Annotated in this window: 19 protein-coding genes; 11 read left to right on the top strand and 8 right to left on the bottom strand. The window is 38.5% G+C overall.

Annotated features, from left to right (window positions below):
* Positions 1-36 precede the first annotated feature (36 nt).
* Together FFO06_RS04495 and FFO06_RS04500 are read right to left on the bottom strand one after the other, a co-directional pair.
* The gene (locus tag FFO06_RS04495; protein WP_137907032.1) at positions 37-1,767 is read right to left on the bottom strand and encodes a helicase HerA domain-containing protein; all 1,731 of its coding nucleotides are present in this window, start codon (positions 1,765-1,767) and stop codon (positions 37-39) included.
* Positions 1,768-1,847: 80 nt separating this feature from the next.
* Positions 1,848-2,642, bottom strand: coding sequence for a glutathione S-transferase family protein (locus FFO06_RS04500; protein ID WP_137906951.1), 795 nt, complete (start codon positions 2,640-2,642; stop codon positions 1,848-1,850).
* Positions 2,643-3,052: 410 nt separating this feature from the next.
* Between FFO06_RS04500 and FFO06_RS04505 the strand changes: the two genes are divergently transcribed.
* Positions 3,053-3,796, top strand: coding sequence for a fasciclin domain-containing protein (locus FFO06_RS04505; RefSeq protein WP_137906952.1), 744 nt, complete (start codon positions 3,053-3,055; stop codon positions 3,794-3,796).
* Positions 3,797-4,067: 271 nt separating this feature from the next.
* On the opposite strand, the gene FFO06_RS04510 is transcribed toward FFO06_RS04505, so the two are convergent.
* Complete coding sequence (locus FFO06_RS04510) at positions 4,068-4,619, bottom strand: YciE/YciF ferroxidase family protein (protein ID WP_137906953.1); 552 nt, start codon at positions 4,617-4,619, stop codon at positions 4,068-4,070.
* Positions 4,620-4,972: 353 nt separating this feature from the next.
* Between FFO06_RS04510 and FFO06_RS04515 the strand changes: the two genes are divergently transcribed.
* Both FFO06_RS04515 and FFO06_RS04520 read left to right on the top strand, forming a co-directional pair.
* Positions 4,973-5,653, top strand: a complete 681-nt coding sequence (locus FFO06_RS04515) for a HEAT repeat domain-containing protein (protein WP_137906954.1) — start codon at positions 4,973-4,975, stop codon at positions 5,651-5,653.
* 71 nt (positions 5,654-5,724) lie between these two features.
* Entirely contained in the window at positions 5,725-6,291 is a 567-nt protein-coding gene (locus tag FFO06_RS04520) for a phycobiliprotein lyase (RefSeq protein ID WP_137906955.1), read from the top strand.
* 102 nt (positions 6,292-6,393) lie between these two features.
* Here FFO06_RS04520 and FFO06_RS04525 read toward each other — a convergent pair whose 3' ends face one another.
* Positions 6,394-7,905 (bottom strand): site-2 protease family protein, encoded by a 1,512-nt coding sequence (locus FFO06_RS04525; protein WP_137906956.1) that lies wholly within the window; start codon positions 7,903-7,905, stop codon positions 6,394-6,396.
* A gap of 624 nt (positions 7,906-8,529) precedes the next feature.
* Complete coding sequence (gene ctpA, locus FFO06_RS04530; protein ID WP_137907033.1) at positions 8,530-9,762, bottom strand: carboxyl-terminal processing protease CtpA; 1,233 nt, start codon at positions 9,760-9,762, stop codon at positions 8,530-8,532.
* 128 nt (positions 9,763-9,890) lie between these two features.
* Here ctpA and FFO06_RS21085 point away from each other — a divergent pair, with 128 nt between their 5' ends.
* The 5 genes from FFO06_RS21085 to FFO06_RS04550 all read left to right on the top strand — a co-directional run bounded on the left by FFO06_RS21085 (position 9,891) and on the right by FFO06_RS04550 (position 12,713).
* The gene (locus tag FFO06_RS21085) at positions 9,891-10,046 is read left to right on the top strand and encodes a hypothetical protein (protein ID WP_162501171.1); all 156 of its coding nucleotides are present in this window, start codon (positions 9,891-9,893) and stop codon (positions 10,044-10,046) included.
* Between the two features lie 109 nt (positions 10,047-10,155).
* The gene (gene petB / locus FFO06_RS04535; protein WP_028083689.1) at positions 10,156-10,803 is read left to right on the top strand and encodes a cytochrome b6; all 648 of its coding nucleotides are present in this window, start codon (positions 10,156-10,158) and stop codon (positions 10,801-10,803) included.
* 173 nt (positions 10,804-10,976) lie between these two features.
* Complete coding sequence (gene petD, locus FFO06_RS04540) at positions 10,977-11,459, top strand: cytochrome b6-f complex subunit IV (RefSeq protein ID WP_028083690.1); 483 nt, start codon at positions 10,977-10,979, stop codon at positions 11,457-11,459.
* 300 nt (positions 11,460-11,759) lie between these two features.
* Positions 11,760-12,203, top strand: coding sequence for an ATP-binding protein (locus tag FFO06_RS04545; protein ID WP_137906957.1), 444 nt, complete (start codon positions 11,760-11,762; stop codon positions 12,201-12,203).
* A gap of 138 nt (positions 12,204-12,341) precedes the next feature.
* Positions 12,342-12,713: a hypothetical protein gene (locus FFO06_RS04550; RefSeq protein WP_137906958.1), complete on the top strand. Its 372-nt coding sequence runs from the start codon at positions 12,342-12,344 to the stop codon at positions 12,711-12,713.
* Positions 12,714-12,738: 25 nt separating this feature from the next.
* Here FFO06_RS04550 and rimI read toward each other — a convergent pair whose 3' ends face one another.
* The gene (rimI, locus tag FFO06_RS04555) at positions 12,739-13,260 is read right to left on the bottom strand and encodes a ribosomal protein S18-alanine N-acetyltransferase (RefSeq protein ID WP_137906959.1); all 522 of its coding nucleotides are present in this window, start codon (positions 13,258-13,260) and stop codon (positions 12,739-12,741) included.
* A 139-nt stretch (positions 13,261-13,399) separates the two neighbouring features.
* Here rimI and lysA point away from each other — a divergent pair, with 139 nt between their 5' ends.
* From lysA to uppS, 3 genes are all read left to right on the top strand, one after another.
* Positions 13,400-14,812 (top strand): diaminopimelate decarboxylase, encoded by a 1,413-nt coding sequence (gene lysA / locus FFO06_RS04560; RefSeq protein ID WP_137906960.1) that lies wholly within the window; start codon positions 13,400-13,402, stop codon positions 14,810-14,812.
* 93 nt (positions 14,813-14,905) lie between these two features.
* Positions 14,906-15,895, top strand: a complete 990-nt coding sequence (cdaA, locus tag FFO06_RS04565) for a diadenylate cyclase CdaA (protein WP_137907034.1) — start codon at positions 14,906-14,908, stop codon at positions 15,893-15,895.
* Entirely contained in the window at positions 15,892-16,641 is a 750-nt protein-coding gene (gene uppS / locus FFO06_RS04570) for an undecaprenyl pyrophosphate synthase (RefSeq protein WP_137906961.1), read from the top strand. The genes cdaA and uppS overlap by 4 nt, the downstream gene beginning before the upstream one ends.
* A gap of 178 nt (positions 16,642-16,819) precedes the next feature.
* On the opposite strand, the gene FFO06_RS04575 is transcribed toward uppS, so the two are convergent.
* Positions 16,820-17,086 carry a DUF3143 domain-containing protein gene (locus FFO06_RS04575; protein WP_137906962.1) on the bottom strand — a complete coding sequence of 89 codons (267 nt, stop codon included), beginning with the start codon at positions 17,084-17,086 and terminating at the stop codon, positions 16,820-16,822.
* Positions 17,087-17,143: 57 nt separating this feature from the next.
* Positions 17,144-17,590 (bottom strand): J domain-containing protein, encoded by a 447-nt coding sequence (locus FFO06_RS04580; protein ID WP_137906963.1) that lies wholly within the window; start codon positions 17,588-17,590, stop codon positions 17,144-17,146.
* Positions 17,591-17,660 lie beyond the last annotated feature (70 nt).

Genomic DNA, 17,660 nt, shown 5'->3' on the forward strand with positions numbered 1-17,660 from the left:
GTTGTCCGTTGTCCGTTGTCCGCTGTTAATTTAACACTAAAAGCCTAAATCTGCTTTAGCTAATTCAGCAGCAGTGAATACTTCTTCATCTGACTTTTCTTCCCAAGCCATATCCCCAATTTCAGCGTAAAATGTGGTATCATAGGGACGGGTACGCACAACCACCGGCATAGGAACAGCGTGACCTAAAATCAAAGCCTGTTGTTTAGAGTCTAACTTAGCTAAGACCGAACGTAAACCCCCCCCACCGGATACACCCGTAAAAATAGCATCAATATCTTTCTCATCATTGAGCAAAGCCGTAATGCGAGTACCTATCTGGGACATAACTTCATTATCTATCCCTGATGGACGTTGATCAACTACCAAAAGTGTGACAAAATACTTCCGCAGTTCTCTAGCAATAGTTCCAAAAATCGTACTTTGGACAACTCCTGGGTCAAGAAAGCGGTGTGCTTCCTCTATTGTAATCATTAATGGTGTCGGCCGATCTAAAGGATTTTTACTTTGGAGAAATTTATCAGCTTTTCTGACATAATGCTCATGTATCCGTCTAGTGATCATATTTGTCACTAACATATATGAAAGCATATTTGACTGCGAACCAAATTCAATAACTACGTTTTTTCCCGCTTCTAAAGATTGAACTATATTTTTAACATAATTTTGCGGACAAGCACTACGCATATATTTTAAACTATCTAAACGTAATAGTTTACGCTGTAACGCCATAATTGAGCCTTTGTGTCCTCTTTTTTCTTCACAAAACATCTCAATATCTTCATTACTCATATTCAGCAATTGAATAATCCAAGATTTACCCAACTCGCTAAATAGAATATTAGCATTATCCAATGCCGCTTCTGAAAGTCCTAACTCACGATTACATAATTTAATATCTTCAACTTCTACCTGTTCATAACTAAGGTAGAGTTCTTGAGCGTCCCTAACACCTCGGCGTTTAGTCGAGTCTGGATCAAGGGTGTAAACTTCCACTTTTCCAGGAAATAACTGTTTTAAACCCTTCACAGTATTAACGTTTTTCCCTTCTGCGACTGCTTCCCAACCATATTCCGAGTGCATATCAAAAATCAAATTAACAGCCGCATTTTTACGAATCACACCAGCTAAAATTAAACGAGTGAGAAAAGATTTACCAGTACCAGATTTACCAAAAATACCATTACTCCGTTCCACAAAGCGATTCAAATCAATACAAATCGGCACATCCATATCTAATGGTTTACCGATAGAAAAGTTTTTACGTTGAGGATCATCTTCCCAACCAAAGACCTTACGAAAGTCGTCTTCGGTTGCTTCGTAAACTTGGCTAAAGTGACTAGGAATAGTTTTAACAGGTAATAATTCCATCGTCGTACTGGTTTGAGGTTGAAAGGATGCTAAACCCGTAAGCGATGGTATAAAAGAATTAGGGGATTTACCATTGGTGGAAAAAAAAGGTTCTTGAGATTCGGGGGTAAACATCAACATTGGTGCTAAGTTGATCATTCCATAAGTACCGCTACCGGCTAATACCTCGCGCAAAAAACTATCTTCCCAATTGGGAGGACTAGCAATAATGCGGTCATTTGCAGTTCCTAAAGATACATCTGTTAGGAGACAGAAAAAACGAGAGCGCACCCCCTCTACCACGATAAATTTACCTACCCGCATATCTTCTACGGAAATATCTGGGTGTAATCTTACTTCTAACCCTCCGGTCAGAGAACCTTCAATAACTGAACCTAATGGCTGTCCCCAATTCATGTTAATTTTATTACTTATCCGTTTTGACATACCTCCTCTTCCTTTCATGAGAGAGGATTCCTTAACGCTTTACCAATTCCTTAATCAATGTTAATGTTTGTAGGTGCATTTCCCCCCGGTGGTGTAATTCCTGGTAATGGCTTTCTAAATTGTGAGTAAATGCGATCGCGCCAGGCGAAAAATGCTTCATAATCGGGATTATCAGCTATACTAGACAATCCTTTCCCTCTGAGAGATACTGGTAAATCTAAGTAAGCACCTTCAGGAAACTTTAAAAGCATTGACAAACTAGCTACTGCTAAATCTGCTAAAGTTGGCTCATCACCTGTTAAATAGGGACTATCTGCCAATAATTGGGTAATAATTTCCAAATCTTGTTTTAACCCAATAATAGCCGCATTTACCGCATCCGTTGTCAAACCCACCCCAAAACCTAGTACAGATAGAAAATCACCAGGAACACCTTCGACCAAATTTCTGAGAATATCTGGGGTTGAAACTGGTAACAAGGCCTTACGGAAATTTTGGTCTTGACTAATAGCTGCAAAAAATGCCTTTCTCCCCTTAACACCTATTGACTCATCTGCCCAATCCTCCAATAATAAAGTCAAAGCCCGTTTTTTGGGTTCTGTTGGTATCAGCGGACTATCTGGGTATGTTGAGTCTAAATACTTAGCGATTTCCGTAGAATCGAAAATATATCTATTGCCATCTTTTAACACTGGTAATTGTTTTTGTCCAGTCAGTCTAAATAATTCCAGTTGTCCAATTCCCGGTGCAACTTCGATTTTGCGGTACTCTAACCCCTTATAATCAAGGATGAGACGGACTTTTTCGGAAAATTGAGATAGTTCCCACTGATATAGTTCTAGCATACCGTATATTTTCCAACTCGTTTGGTTATCAACTTGATAATTATATCTTGAGTTTTGAGAATTTTTCCTATTAATTAATATTTTTTTGCTTGATTCGCTGTCACTAAAGTTGAAAAATATTCAGCTTTTTCTGTGAACAGCTACCGCTAATTATATCATATCTTCTTGATTAATGAGATATTTTTCAGAAAAATACCCTTCAATTACAAATACAGGACTTATCTCTACATCTTGATAAGTCCCAAAATATTCAGAAATTGACTATGATCAATCCCAAAGGCTGGGTTTTTTTTATAACATAAGTTGATCGAATTTTTTAAAATCACATTTGCAGATAAATTGTATTTTCTAGTTGGCAAAACATTATAAGTCTTGATATAACTTGTAAGCAGTCAAGACAAAAAAAATTTATGAAGAGCAATTACGGCAAATTCGGCAAATTCAGCAAATTCAGCAAATTCAAATTATTAGCATTAGCCAAAATCCTTGGTATCATGGGATTAACCAGCACTAGTCTTTTGATGAGTATAGCATCTGAAGCAAAAGAAGTGCGTAATACCAAACCAAGTATTTTCAATGAACCGCTTTATAACCGTGGTAAACAACCAAGTGTTACCATACCTGTCACAAAACCCACCCAGCCAGCAACTGAAATTCCCACTGTTAAACCCACCCAGCCAGCAACTGAAATTCCCACTGTTAAACCCACCCCAACAACACCCATAACAGAAATCAAAGAAACCAGGAACTTAATAGTGTTAGCGAACGCCAATGGCTCATTTAAAACCCTCATTAAAGCCTTAACAGCAGCGGGACTCACTGACACTTTACAAGGAGATGGTCCTTTTACTATTTTTGCTCCTACAGATGCAGCATTTGCGAAACTACCACAAGATGCAGTACAAGATTTGTTAAAGCCAGAAAATAAAGAAATATTGCTACAGGTTTTAACCTATCACGTAGTATCCGGTAAAGTACTCTCCAGTGATTTGAAATCTGGAGAATTGAAGAGCTTACAAGGAGATCCTATTACTGTTAAAGTTGATACTAATGGAGTACAGGTAAATGACGCAAAGGTAACTAAAGCAGATATCCAAGGTAGCAACGGCGTTATTCATCAAATTGATACTTTGATTCTCCCTCCCAGTATATAGATTTTTGGATTTTTGGCGTTGCTGATTTGATGTATGAAAATGATTTTTGATCATACCTAAACCCTTGCAGAAACGTTCCATGGAACATATCTACACTTAAATTCATACTTGCTTTGAGAAACGCCAGATTTTTGTTATTTAATTTGTGAAAATCTCAAGGTTAAAATTCCCAATTGATCTAAAAAAAAGAGGATTTTACTTAACAGCAAAACCCAGGTTAAATATTATATATAATATCTAACCTGGGTTGTTTCAAAACCTAGTAATCAGACTAACGAGCTTTAGCGTTAGACTTTACTTCAGGTGTTTTTACTTCTTGAAGTAACTGCATTATCAATTGATCAAGCTTTTGCGCTACCTGTTCCTCTTGGTGTAAGTTTTGCTCTAACAATTCGACAACTTGATTTTGTCCCATTTGTTCCGCAACTTTAATCAAACGACGATAACAAGAAATTTCCATTTGTTCAATCTTGCTATGCCATTCTGCCAGTCCTAAGTCTACAATTTTGGGATTATCGGCTGCTAAAAGTGTAAATTTCTGACATTCACTAATTAAACCAGACGCAACATCACAGGTAATTCGTTGTGGTTTTTCTCCTAAAATATTTAACACCTGTTCTAAGTTTTTAATGTGCTGTTCAGTTTCTTGAATATGTGGCTCAATTACCGTCTTCAACTTATTATTTTGACAACATTGCCACATCATTTGCTGGGCTTCTAAGAAGCGATTTTCAGCATCAAACATGGTGTTTATCTCATAGATAAACTTCTGTTGCAAATTGGTGATTTTATTTGTAATTGGACGCTCGCTAAGTTGAACCATGATTATTCTCCTGATGAGATGAAACTAAACTGCATTTACCAGCCGTTTGATTAACTCTACTTCTACTTTCATTTATTCTCTTCTAACTAAAGACACAGTATAGGTCTGAAATATAATTTGGTTATTTAAATTATTTAAACTATCAGATCAAACTTGGGGAATAGGTCTATAATTTGTGTGATTAATTTGATCATTATTAATCAAGTTTTGCAAATATTTCCATATTGTAAAATACAAAGTAGAGTGCAAAAAGTAAGTGTAATCACTAAAATCACCAAAATCACCAAAATCACGGTTTAAACTTCCCCAATTGCGTTAAAGTAAAGATAAATTAAGAAAATGCTGTCAAAAAAATGGCTACTCTAAGTTTAGAATTAATTTCGACTCAGTTAGAAAGTCCCAATTTGCGCGATCGCATGATAGCTCTCGCTAGTTTACGTCATGTATCCGCTGATGATGCTGTACCTTTGATTAAAAAGGTTTTAGATGATGATTCCCTGCAAATGCGTTCCATGGCCATTTTTGCTCTAGGTATCAAAAAAACACCAGAGTGTTATTCTATTCTGGTGAAAATCCTGGAAACAGATCCAGATTATGGTATCCGTGCTGATGCGGCTGGAGCTTTAGGATATCTTGAAGATAACAGAGCCGTGGAGGTCTTATCACGAGCATTTTATGAAGATACAGATTGGTTAGTTAGGTTTAGTGCGGCTGTAGCTTTAGGTAATATTAAAGACCCCCGCGCCCATGATATTCTCATCCAGGCTCTAAATAGTACAGAAATAGTCATTCAACAAGCTGCTATTTCTGCTTTGGGAGAAATCCGAGATGTAGATTCTGTAACACATATTCTCCGTTTTGCTCAATCAGAAGATTGGTTAGTGCGTCAACGTCTCGCTGAAGCTTTAGGAAATTTACCCACACCTCAAAGTGTCTCAGCTTTAAAATATCTAGCAAAAGATAGTCATCACAACGTTGCTGAAGCGGCCAGGATTTCTCTGCAACAACTTGAGAAAACCAACAACCTGAGTTGAAATTAAAGTCTCTTCCTAGTTTTTAATAATAAAAGAGATTGTTAAAATTATGATGCGGGGTAACTTTATTTATGAACGTTGAAGAATTTTTTGAATTAAGTGCTGGAAAATGGTTTTCTCACCGCACTAGTCACCATTTAGCGTTTAAACAGTCAGAAGACGGTAAATCAGACATCCTCATTGAGATGTTAGCCGCTGATCATCCTGAAGTGATTAAACTGTGTCAACAGTATGAAATTGAGCCGCATACAGCCTCCTGTGGGGCCCGTGTCACCTGGAATGGGACAATGGAATGGGACGAGGAAAAACACGAGGGTTCGACGGTTTTAGCCACGGTTCCCAATGCAGATAACCCAAATGAAGGTAAATTACTGCGAGAAATGGGTTATGCGGAAAAAGCCCCCGTTGCTGGTAGCTATAAAATCGGTGATGATGGTGCTTTGACGCTGATTACTGAGTATGAAACTATGTGGTCTGAAGAGAGACTATGGTTTGCTAGTCCTAATTTGCGGATGCGAGTAAGTGTATTAAAGCGTTTTGGTGGTTTCAGTATGGCTTCCTTTACTTCTGAAATCCGTATGGGTAGTACAGATGCTTCTAAAAAGGCTACAGAAGCCGCTAATTCGCTAAAATCCTAAACTACAATATTGAGGCTGGTAATTGGTAATTGGTAATTGGTAATTGGTAATTGCCTTTTGCCTTTTGCTTTTTACCTTTTGATACTTTAAGTTTAATTTTTGTTAAATCTGCAATAAATTAGCCAAGAATTGGGGTAATGGTAACACAATCAACAACAATAAAACCATTGACATTAATCCCATAAAATCCCGTTTATTATCTAATTCAGTAACATCATTTAAAGCAGGTTCATCAGTTAAGGGAATGAATAATAAAATAATTGCCCACAATAAAAATTCCTCTCTAAGGAGCGAAAGTATTAGTAATGATAATCTGGCAACTTGGCCAATAATAACAGCAGTACGTTGTCCAAACATGGCATGAACAATGTGACCTCCATCTAATTGTCCGACCGGCATTAAATTTAAAGCCGTGACAATTAATCCTAAAAAACCTGCTACTGCAACTGGATGTAAATCAATAGCTGATTTTACAGTTAACTCACTTCCTAAAGCTAATTTGGAGAGTAAAGCTAATAAAATCGAATATTTAGGATTAAGTGCATTGGGGTTTAACATTCCGGTTTTTTCCGGTAAATCTACTATTTCTGAATTAGCTAAACCCCAGATTAATAAAGGTATAGTTACAATAAATCCTGCCAAAGGTCCAGCAATACTCACATCAAATAAAGCCTTACGGTGAGGTATGGGACTTCGCATTGTGATAAAAGCACCGAATGTTCCCAAGAAAAAAGGTACAGGAATAAAATAAGGTAATGTAGCGCGAATTTTATAGAATCTCGCTGTTAAATAATGTCCTAATTCATGAGTAGCTAAAATAGTCATTAAACCTAAAGCATAAGGTAAACCCTGAAAAAATAATGTGAAATCAGATTCTATTTGTGTGACTTGAAAACCCGCAATTTTCAAACCGACAAAAGTAGTACTAACTAAGGTTGCTATTAACAATACCAATGCTAACCCCGGTTGAGTAATATTTTCTGAATCTCGTTGGTTATTTTGTTTAGCTGCTTGAGAATTAGGAACTAAAACAAAGAAGGGTTTACCATTCATTCCTTCTTGAAATATAACTAAAAAGCGATCGCCAAATTCCTTTTCAATATTAGCCTTAATTTGTGCGTAAGCTGCACTAGCCATAGTTCGCAACTGTCCTCGACAAATAATCGCTTGGGGACGATATTCGATTTTTTGGATAAAATATACAGACCAGGGAAAACAAGTTCGCAATTGCGCTTCTTCTGCTAAGTCAATAGGACGAACTGGTGGTTTTTCTATTGTAGAATTAGGATAATTATTAGGATAATTATTAGGATAATTATTATTTGCTTGTTCTTGATTTTCTTGAGATTGATTTTCTCGATTTATAGGTAATTGTCTCCCTGAATTAAACAATACCCAGTACAACAATAAACAAATCACTGAGACCGAAATAATTAGGGCTGAGGGAGGTGCTTGTTTGACACCATATATCAGAGTCCAAGCAGTAGATATAAATGCTGGTGTCATTAAAACCAGCCACAATAACCACACAGGGGTTCTTGTAGCCCGTGCGACACTGTGTTGCATTAATAGATAAGTTAACAACCCCAGAACGAGGAAAAACCAGAATGTCATATTATGTTCACTATGTTTGATAGAATACCTTACCTGTAATTTCTATTAAAGATTCTGATGCTTAATTCCAGAACAAAAAGCTTATTTATTCCCCTTAACCGTCACCAATCTTACTGATAGATTCACTCTCAATGTCACAACACAAATAATTTAAACACTGGACTATTCTCCAGGGTCTTCTTATTTATACTATCGTAAATTTGACAGTATTTTATTTTTTGGATTATTTTTTGGATTATTTTTTGGAGAGGATTTATTTGCTAACCAATAAGACAAACCTTTATCAGCAAGCACTTCTAAAACTTTTCATTTTTTTATGCGAGACTGTACAGAATCATCAAATCCATTAATTCACATTAATTCATTAGTATTTATTTGTGTTCATCTGCGTTCATCTGCGTTCAATTATTCTTGAAGACTTATTTGATCGAGTTTCATCATAATTTAGTATGACGTGAATTAACAGATGAGGACTAAAGTCTGATCAGTATTCAGAACCTTAGTCCTCTCTTGCAGAAGCTACCCGAATAAAATATCGCCTCTCATCCCAACCATAAACAAAAAAGGATAATAAGGATAATAAGGATAATTTTGCGTCACATTTGGGTAAGTTTTGGAAAAATATCAATTACTTAAAAGTGCCATAGCTGCTTGATATTGAGCGTCTTTCACTGTACCAATTTGTTCGCGGTTGATAGGTTCTTGGGGAATAATTTGATCAGGCTTAATTCCCAATTTGTTAATATCTCGATGGTTAGGAGTTTCATATTTAGCAATTGTCACCGCTAAACCAGAACCGTCGGATAATTCAAACAGAGATTGAATTAAACCCTTACCAAAAGTCCTTTCCCCGACCAATTGAGCGCGATGATTGTCTTGTAATGCACCAGCTAAAATTTCGCTGGCGCTGGCCGTTCCCTGATTGACTAGAATGACTAAAGGATCTTCTGTCAAGGCCGGACCCCAGGCTTCATAACTTCCTTGAATGCCTTGGCGGTTGGCAGTATAAACGATTGTACCAGAATCCAACCATAAACGAGCGACTTCAATTCCAGCCTGTAAAAGTCCACCGGGATTATTTCTTAAATCAAGAATATAGGCGGAGGCGCCTTTTTCTTCTAAAATAGAAATAGCCTGTGCCAACTCCCTAACAGCATTAGCACTAAATTGACTTAAACGGACATAGCCAATCTTGCTTCCTGTAGGGGAAAATCGTAAATCAAATATAACAGGATTAAGAGCAATGCGATCGCGTACCAATACAACTTCCTGATCCCTTTCTCCTTCTCTACCAATTAAAAGCGTGATAACGCTTCCCAATGGTCCACGCATTCGCGCTGCCGCTTCATCAAGAGAGAGATTCTCTGTAGATAAACCTTCAATTTTCAAAATGCGATCGCGCGGTCTTAAACCTGCTTTATCGGCTGGAGAATTTTCAATAGGTGTAATAACTTCCAAAATACCAGTTTGGGGATTGAGAGCGATTTGTAATCCCACACCTGTAAGCTCTCCAGAAGTGCTAACCTTTAAACTGCGATACTTTTCAGGTTCAAGAAAACGGGTAAAAGGATCATCCAGACTTTGGAGCATATCCTGAATTGTGGCATAAGCGGCTTCATGGTTGAAAAAATGATTTTTTAGTGCTTTTTGTCGGACATCAAGCCAGCTTTGATGATTAAAAGTGCCATCTAAATAAGAGCGGTTAACAATTCGCCATACTTCATAAACTAACTTCTGTTCTGGAGTCAAAGCCGAAGCCGGGGGAATATAGCCACCAAACACCAAAGCAAAAAGCAATAATAGTAAACATCCTAGCCGCCAAACCCGTTTGTGAATGAATCCTAATTTCAGTTCCATGTCAGACTCAAATTCCCTAAAACTTTCTGTAATGCTCACTTGTTGATGAAATCTATCTCTCGACTATGTTACTTTTTTTATAGAAGAAGTGCATTATTCTCATAAAGTTGCTAGTCCAACTGAATGAGATGTCCATTCTTCCTGAACTAACGATAAAATCTTTTTTGGGGTCAACATTGTCATTGTCAGCCCATAAAGACGAGAGACAGGAAGAAACACTCAAACATAGGGTGAGTTACACCCTTGACGCTCGTGGACAAGTAGAAGCCAATTCTCTTGAGTAAAACGAGAAGCGAACCCTCTAACTCAGGTTAGTTGAATAGTCGCTCATGACTAAGCTTCGCATAACAAAACTTATCAACCGCAATCTATTTTTTAGGAACTTAGGATTGTATGGCCAACGTTTATGACTGGTTTGAGGAACGCTTGGATCTCCAAGAGATTGCTGATGATATTACCACCAAATACGTTCCTCCCCACGTTAACATTTTTTACTGTTTAGGTGGAATTACCTTAGTTTGTTTCCTGATCCAGTTTGCGACTGGATTTGCGATGACATTCTACTACAAACCTACAGTTACCGAAGCTTTTTCCTCTGTAGAGTACATCATGAATGAAGTCAACTTCGGTTGGTTAATTCGCTCCATTCACCGCTGGTCAGCCAGTATGATGGTATTGATGATGATTCTCCACACATTCCGCGTTTATTTAACCGGTGGCTTCAAAAAGCCCCGGGAATTGACCTGGGTAAGTGGTGTCATTCTTGCAGTTATCACCGTTTCCTTCGGTGTAACAGGCTACTCTTTACCTTGGGATCAAGTTGGTTACTGGGCTGTAAAAATTGTTAGCGGTGTACCAGAAGCAATTCCCGTAGTCGGCGTTTTTATCTCCGATTTATTACGTGGTGGTTCTAGTGTTGGTCAAGCTACACTCACCCGCTACTATAGCGCCCACACCTTCATTCTTCCTTGGCTAATTGCTGTCTTCATGTTGTTCCACTTCTTGATGATTCGCAAACAAGGTATTTCAGGACCATTGTAATCACTTTGTCATCAAAGTTATTAGCCAACAGCTATAACTTGTGTTTCCAGATCATCGGAGTTTGTTTTAAACTAAAAGAAAACAACTTGATATCGGAAATCACAAGCTAGTTCTATAGCTAATAGCTTTCGCTAATGCTTTAACTTCACTTCAGCCGGAGAGCGCATTTAAAAATGTCAACGCAAAAAAAACCGGATCTGAGCGATCCTAAATTGAGAGCCAAACTTGCCCAAGGCATGGGTCATAATTATTATGGTGAACCCGCTTGGCCTAATGATCTGCTGTATATATTTCCTGTCGTCATTATGGGTTCTTTTGCCTGTATTGTCTCTTTAGCTGTTTTAGATCCAGCTATGACGGGTGAACCAGCTAATCCTTTTGCTACTCCTTTGGAAATTTTACCAGAGTGGTACTTATATCCTGTATTCCAAATTTTACGCTCATTACCTAGTAAACTATTAGGTGTATTAGCAATGGCTTCTGTACCCTTGGGACTAATTCTTGTTCCTTTCTTGGAAAATGTGAACAAGTTCCAAAACCCCTTCCGTCGTCCTGTAGCAACAACTGTATTTCTGTTTGGTACTCTTGTGACTCTGTGGCTAGGTATTGGCGCTGCACTCCCATTAGATAAATCCTTAACTTTAGGATTGTTCTAAGGTAGTTACAGTCAAACATAAACCTGATCACGTCTGTGGTTTTCAAGGGTGTATAAAAGACAATATCTGAAAAACAAATAACAATAGGTCATCAAAGACCTAGTGTTATTGTTATTGATATTTCAAAATATATGCTCTTGAAGACCAACAGGCGTTAACTAATATAGAATTGGAGCGGGGGAATCTTGAGATTAGTGATCACGAGGGAGTCAAAACCAAAATATCCCCAATCTCAAATCACCCGCCAATTTTCCCCAGTCTAAAGTATTATCCACTTATTTTTTATTCAAATTAGGGTCAATGCTTGGCATAGTGCAGCAGGACCATCGGACTGTGAGGAGCGATCTTAAACTCCTAAACGAAGTGCAACAATGGTTTGAAGAATTTTGTCACCAATATTTACCGAAATATGGCTGGTCAGACAGTCAAATTTATCGTCTTAACCTAGCTTTAGCAGAAGGTTTTACCAACGCTGTTCGTCATGCTCATCATTCTTTACCACCGGAAACAGCTATAGAAATTCAAGTCAGTCTATGGATTAATAGACTGGAAATGAGAATTTGGGATTATGGAAAACCATTTAATCCTGATGTGATCACTGAACCAGTACCGGGTACTCTACAAGTAGGTGGGTATGGATGGTTTTTACTCCGACGTTTGGCTGATAAAGTCGTCTATGAGCGTGATAAAGATACAAGAAATTGTTTGTTAATTGTCAAATATTGTTTGGATGAATCACACTAATATGGTCTGATCGGAATTAAAAAGTTAAAATGAACGGGTACACTAAGTATTTAGTTTATGAATAAATCCTATTTTTGCCATTTTCCATCAGCAAAAAATAAACTCGCTATCCTAGAGTCAGCAGCACAAATTTGAGACATGAGCTTTAAAAACTTGCAATTCAACTTTGAAAAAATCCGCCCCTGGCTGACCCTGTTAGCAATTACCTGGTTATTAGCATCATTGGGTTTGGGCTGGTTAGTTAATTCTTTAGTAATTATTTTTGGCTTATTGTTATTTTTACCCGTAGCAGCATTTTTCGGATTTCGCTGGTGGTTACAAAAGAATCTAGTTAGTGGTCAGTGTCCTGTATGTGGACATGAATTAACAGGTTTAAATAATAGTCAAACACAGTGTACTAACTGTGGAGAGCGATTATCAGTTAAAAACAGTCAATTTCAACGTTTTACACCAGAAGGGACAATTGATGTGACAGCGGTGGAAGTCCAAGCCCAATCATTGGAAGATTAGTCAGTGGTCAGTGGTCTGGTGGCATCTAAAACGGTGAATTAATTAGACTGGTCCATTGATCCAGCCTTTTGAGAAAATGTGGCTGCTGTAGTTCAGAAAGCCAAAGAATTAAAGCATCTTCATTGTTGTCCTTGTAATAACCCCGTCGTCGTCCCGCAGTTTTGAACCCAAACTTTTGATACATGGAAATAGCGACGTGGTTAGAATCACGAACTTCGAGGGTGGCTCGCTCTAAACCAAGATCAGCAGCAGTCCGCAGTAGAGAATATAATATAGCTTTTCCCAGCCCTTGACCATGATACAGGGGATGAACCGCCAAAATTGTAATGTGTGCTTCCTCTAAAATTGACCAAAAACAGCCCATTCCCAAGAGTTCAGAGTCATTAAAAGGTGAAAATAAACCCAGAAAATGACTGTTAGGACTTTCTAATTCGCGCAGGTAGCCTTCCATAGTCCACAAACCTTGGAAACAGGCTTGATCCAGTTCTAGTAACGCAGTTAAATTGTCTCTAGTCAAAGGTTGAATTTTTAAGTCTGATGAAATCACGATTTTTGAGGATTAAGGAAGTTTAATTACCAATTATCAATGATCAATTACCTATTAACCATTGCCAAGGAGAGGGTAAACTGGGAAGGAGAACTTATGCTCATTCTCTGAATTTTCACAAACACGATTTTAATTAATTATGGTATTGACTTACCCCGTCGAGGTTCAACTTTCTGGCCGTCAATATTTACAGCCAATAAGTAGCAATGGTGCTGACATTTCCCCTAACCAACAACTTTTACCCTTGACAGCCAGAGTTAATCATGATGATAACCTGGAAATCGGTGGCTGTGACGTAACAACCCTAGTGGAGCAATATGGTTCACCTTTATATATTTTAGATGAGGAAACTCTGCGGACGGCTTGTAGACAATATCGGAATACCTTTAAAGAATACTATAAAGGAGAATCTCAGGTACTTTATGCTTCTAAGGCCTGGAATTGTTTAGCGGTTTGTGCCATTGTGGCCTCAGAAGGGTTAGGAATTGATGTAGTATCCGGTGGGGAACTTTATACTGCGCTGAATGCGGGTATGAATCCCGATAAAATATACTTACATGGCAATAATAAGTCTGATGATGAGTTAGTTTTAGCAATTGAGTCTGGTTGTACTATTGTTGCAGATAACTGGCATGAATTATATAGGTTGGTGAAGATAGGAGGGGAGCAAACAGAAAATTCTACCGCCGCGCCGATTCGGATTATGCTACGCTTGACTCCGGGGATAGAATGCCATACTCACGAATATATTCGTACCGGACACTTAGATAGTAAATTTGGTTTTGATCCCAGTGATTTACAGGAAGTGTTTGCTTTTGTGAGTAAACAAGCTAGTTTAAACTGTGTTGGTTTACACGCTCATATTGGTTCACAAATCTTTGAACGTCAACCACATAGAGATTTAGCGGCTGTGATGGTGCAGTGGTTAAGGGATGCAGCTAAACACGGCTTGACAATTACAGAATTAAATGTTGGTGGTGGTTTAGGGATTAAATATATAGAATCTGATGATCCACCAAGCATTGAAGAATGGTCAAAAGCGATTTGTGAGGTAGTGCAAACGGCTTGTATATCGGAAAATCTGCCTTTGCCAAAATTACTCTGTGAACCTGGGCGATCGCTTATTGCCACGGCTTGTGTTACTGCTTATACTGTTGGGTCTAGTAAGATTATTCCCGAAATTCGCACTTATGTAGCGATTGATGGCGGAATGTCAGATAATCCTCGTCCTATCACCTATCAATCAGTTTATCGGGCGGTAGTTGCCAATAAAATGTCTGTTCCCTGCACCGAAACAGTCACATTAGCGGGTAAACATTGCGAATCAGGGGATATTCTGATTAAAAATGCCCAACTGCCAAAAACTGAAGCAAATGATATTCTGGTCGTTATGGGAACAGGTGCATACAATTACAGTATGGCATCTAATTACAATCGTCTTCCCCGACCGGCAGCGGTGGTGGTGGCCAATGGCGAAGCAAATTTAATTTTGCAGCGCGAAACTTATCAAGACTTGATTCGACAAGATTGCCTACCAGAACGACTGAAATAGCCCGTAGTCAGTGGTCAGTGGTCAGTGGTTTAAAAATCACAACTGATAACTGACTACGGACAAATGACAAATGACTATAAGAATCCAGATGTCATGAGAGATTGGTGGAAGCAATGGCTGATAAACCTGGGAGATTGGTCACAGTCCTTGCTCCTTGGGACTCTGGATATGATGTTAGTGCTGGCACTGACATACATGATCCTAGTGATTATTAGTGAACGGCGCACGTTATGGATGGTACGAGGATTTATAATTTTAATGTTCTGTTCGGCACTGAGTAGTAAATTAGGATTACCCCTGCTAAATTTTGTCCTAGAAAAATTGGTGATTGGCTGTGCTGTGGCTATGGCTGTAGCGCTACAATCAGAGTTTCGCCGTTTTTTAGAACAATTGGGACGTGGTGAATTTTGGCAGTGTTTTGTGAATAACACCAGTGCAATTCCTAAGTCAGATAGTGTAATTGATGAAATTGTGGATGCGGTTAAAGAATTGTCGAAAAATCGAATTGGCGCCTTACTAATTTTAGAAACTACAGGACCTATTGAAGAACAAGATTTTTCTGTTCCGGGAGTAAAGCTAAATGCTGAGGTTTCTAAAGAACTGATCCAAACTATTTTCCAACCCAAAACCCTGCTACACGATGGAGCGACGTTAATTCGTGGTTCACGTATTGTATCATCAGGAATAATTTTACCACTTTCAGGACGCACTGCCTCGCGCCAGTTGGGAACACGCCACCGGGCAGCAATGGGAATTACCGAAAGAGTTGAAAACTGTATTTGTGTCGTTGTATCTGAAGAAACGGGTTCTATTTCCTTAGCGGAAAGAGGAACTCTATATAGACCACTAACTATTAAAAAGCTCAAAGAGTCTTTAGAGGCTCGATTTTCCCCAACTGTAGATCGGGAAGCTCATGCACCTGGTATTTTAAGTTTAGTTCGTCAGCTTGGTGGTCAGTCACTACAATTAATTTCTCGATTAGTTAGATTACCTTGTCTGATCTATGAGGGGCTACACCAACGACACGCTACGCGTAGTTCACTTCCCGGCAGGGATACGACCGCTTCTGAAGATAAAAAATGATAACACAACAAACTGAATTGCAATATTTACCCCCTGATTTAAAACAAGAATTACTACCCCGGCACGTTGCGGTAATTATGGATGGTAATGGACGATGGGCAAAACGCCAAGGTTTACCCCGAATTGTGGGTCATAAAGCTGGTGTCAATGCTCTTAAGGATTTGCTGCACTGTTGTAAGGATTGGGGGATTAAAGCACTAACGGCCTATGCTTTTTCGACGGAGAACTGGAAAAGACCACAGGAAGAGGTGGAATTTTTAATGACTCTATTCCAGCGGGTTTTACGTCAAGAATTGCGGGAAATGGTAGAGGAAAATGTGCAAATTCAGTTTGTGGGTGATTTATCGGCTTTACCAAAGGCACTTCAGATGGAAATTTCCCGTTCTATGGCAGAAACTAAGGATAATCGTAGTATTCTGTTGACAATAGCTACTAATTATGGCGGTAGACAGGAAATTTTACAAGCTTGTGTGGCGATCGCTCAAAAGGTGAAAGAAGGTTTATTAAAGCCTGAAGAAATTTCTGAAGAAGTATTTGAAAGTCACTTATATACAGCAGGAATAGGAGATCCAGATTTATTAATTCGTACCAGTGGGGAAATGCGACTGTCAAATTTCTTACTTTGGCAAATGGCTTATGGAGAAATTTATATTAGTGATGCTCTCTGGCCGGATTTTAACCGCAGTGAGTTTCATCGGGCTTTATCTGCTTACCAACAGCGGGAGCGACGGTTTGGGAAAGTCTGACAATTTTGGATTGTAAATTGGTGATTTTAGATTGACAATAAATCCTCAAATCCCGAAATCCCAAAATCCTCAAATCCTCAAATCCCGAAATCCCAAAATCCCGAAATCCCGAAATCCCGAAATCCCAAAATCCTAAAATCTAAAATCTAAAATCTAAAATCTAAAATCTAAAATTAGATTACGGACCAGAAAAAACCGCTGCTTCGATATCTTCCCGACTCAGAGAATACTTAAAGGAACGTTGAATATCTTGATTATTTTCTCCAGATTGGAGATACCGGACTGTAATTTGTTCAGTGTCTAACCAAATTTCCGCTTCCCAACTAGATCGTTGTATATGCCAACAATGTAGCTGAGTTTCATCTTGATGACAACCTTGGTTTTTTAACCACTGTTCAATTTGTGGTAAAGGATGACTATATAAGGGTGTATTGGAGGGAAGCATAAGCAATTTAAAATTATGGAAAAATTATTGTTTAGTCGAGGAGCGGGAGGTGGTTGTTCAGAGGATTACTTCTCCACGAAGAACAGCAATAGCGATCGCTAATAGCATACAACCAACAATGGTCAATCCCAAAATAAATAATACAAATATTTCCCCAGAAGACAGGGGACGATCTGTGGCATCTAAATAACCTGATTTTGACCAATCATAGCCACGAGACACAGGACGGTTTAAATCAGTTGGGGTTTGAATGACACCAAAACGCGAATAGCCAATTTTTAAATCATAGCTTAAGCGTCGTTCGGGATTACTGAGGGTAGCGTAGGCCTCATTAATTTGCTGAAATTTAGTAGTAGCAAGATTAGCAGGTAATTCCGTCGTATCAGGGTGATAAATTTTGCTTAATTCTCTATAAGCGCGACGAATATCAATTACTGATGCTGAGGGATGTAGCCCTAGCAGGGAGTAATAAGTAGTATTGCTAAAAAAGTGGGACTTCCCCATTTTGGTTTACGGTTTTTTGAGTCAGTTTGCTCAAATTCAGTTTTTTATATTCTAAATCTTTTGTCAATTG

This window comes from Dolichospermum planctonicum, assembly GCF_005402965.1.
GTDB classification, from domain to species: domain Bacteria; phylum Cyanobacteriota; class Cyanobacteriia; order Cyanobacteriales; family Nostocaceae; genus Dolichospermum; species Dolichospermum planctonicum.

What these genes read in the sequence shown, in the direction of transcription:
- uppS (WP_137906961.1), top strand. Translation starts at nt 15,892, where the DNA reads ATGATAACACAACAAACTGAATTGCAATATTTACCCCCTGATTTAAAA.
- petD (WP_028083690.1), top strand. Translation starts at nt 10,977, where the DNA reads ATGTCAACGCAAAAAAAACCGGATCTGAGCGATCCTAAATTGAGAGCC.
- FFO06_RS04510 (WP_137906953.1), bottom strand. Translation starts at nt 4,619, where the DNA reads ATGGTTCAACTTAGCGAGCGTCCAATTACAAATAAAATCACCAATTTG.
- FFO06_RS04515 (WP_137906954.1), top strand. Translation starts at nt 4,973, where the DNA reads ATGGCTACTCTAAGTTTAGAATTAATTTCGACTCAGTTAGAAAGTCCC.
- FFO06_RS04545 (WP_137906957.1), top strand. Translation starts at nt 11,760, where the DNA reads ATGCTTGGCATAGTGCAGCAGGACCATCGGACTGTGAGGAGCGATCTT.
- FFO06_RS21085 (WP_162501171.1), top strand. Translation starts at nt 9,891, where the DNA reads ATGTCCATTCTTCCTGAACTAACGATAAAATCTTTTTTGGGGTCAACA.
- FFO06_RS04525 (WP_137906956.1), bottom strand. Translation starts at nt 7,905, where the DNA reads ATGACATTCTGGTTTTTCCTCGTTCTGGGGTTGTTAACTTATCTATTA.
- FFO06_RS04580 (WP_137906963.1), bottom strand. Translation starts at nt 17,590, where the DNA reads ATGGGGAAGTCCCACTTTTTTAGCAATACTACTTATTACTCCCTGCTA.
- FFO06_RS04550 (WP_137906958.1), top strand. Translation starts at nt 12,342, where the DNA reads ATGAGCTTTAAAAACTTGCAATTCAACTTTGAAAAAATCCGCCCCTGG.
- FFO06_RS04575 (WP_137906962.1), bottom strand. Translation starts at nt 17,086, where the DNA reads ATGCTTCCCTCCAATACACCCTTATATAGTCATCCTTTACCACAAATT.
- lysA (WP_137906960.1), top strand. Translation starts at nt 13,400, where the DNA reads ATGGTATTGACTTACCCCGTCGAGGTTCAACTTTCTGGCCGTCAATAT.
- FFO06_RS04495 (WP_137907032.1), bottom strand. Translation starts at nt 1,767, where the DNA reads ATGAATTGGGGACAGCCATTAGGTTCAGTTATTGAAGGTTCTCTGACC.
- FFO06_RS04505 (WP_137906952.1), top strand. Translation starts at nt 3,053, where the DNA reads ATGAAGAGCAATTACGGCAAATTCGGCAAATTCAGCAAATTCAGCAAA.
- ctpA (WP_137907033.1), bottom strand. Translation starts at nt 9,762, where the DNA reads ATGGAACTGAAATTAGGATTCATTCACAAACGGGTTTGGCGGCTAGGA.
- FFO06_RS04500 (WP_137906951.1), bottom strand. Translation starts at nt 2,642, where the DNA reads ATGCTAGAACTATATCAGTGGGAACTATCTCAATTTTCCGAAAAAGTC.
- cdaA (WP_137907034.1), top strand. Translation starts at nt 14,906, where the DNA reads ATGAGAGATTGGTGGAAGCAATGGCTGATAAACCTGGGAGATTGGTCA.
- petB (WP_028083689.1), top strand. Translation starts at nt 10,156, where the DNA reads ATGGCCAACGTTTATGACTGGTTTGAGGAACGCTTGGATCTCCAAGAG.
- FFO06_RS04520 (WP_137906955.1), top strand. Translation starts at nt 5,725, where the DNA reads ATGAACGTTGAAGAATTTTTTGAATTAAGTGCTGGAAAATGGTTTTCT.